Source organism: Collinsella sp. LCP19S3_D3, from assembly GCF_052121455.1.
Lineage (GTDB): Bacteria > Actinomycetota > Coriobacteriia > Coriobacteriales > Coriobacteriaceae > Collinsella.
Genome location: NZ_JBQKEF010000069.1, coordinates 1 through 387, shown reverse-complemented (window position 1 = coordinate 387; position 387 = coordinate 1). Strand labels below are relative to the sequence as shown.

At 71.8% G+C, this 387-nt stretch carries 1 pseudogene; it reads left to right on the top strand.

Annotated features, from left to right (window positions below):
* Positions 1–136: 136 nt before the first annotated feature.
* Positions 137–387 (top strand): annotated as a pseudogene (locus tag ACTQXM_RS09075) (IS21 family transposase); the annotation flags it as partial.

Sequence of the window (387 nt, the reverse complement as noted above, 5' to 3'; positions counted from 1 at the left end):
GCTGCCCGGGTACGGCGCCTTCACCGCCTGGTGCCGGGCCCGCGACGTGCCCTTCGGGGGCGCGGGCGGCCGCGAGCCGCACCCGCGGTTCGAGACGCCCCCGGGCAGGCAGCTGCAGTTCGACTGGAAGGAGGGCATGAGGCTCGTCGACTCGGAGGGCGAGGTCTTCGAGTTCAGCGTGTTCACCGCGACGCTCGGCTACTCCCGGAAGCACCGCTTCATACCGGTCAGGAGCCGCACGCTCGACGACCTGCTGTCCTGCCTGCTCGCCACCTTCACCCGCCTCGGCGGCGTCCCGGAGGAGTGCATCACGGACAACATGTCGTGCCTGGTGACCGTCTCGGGCCGCAGGAGGACCAGGCAGGAGAGGGCGTGGCGGTTCGCGCG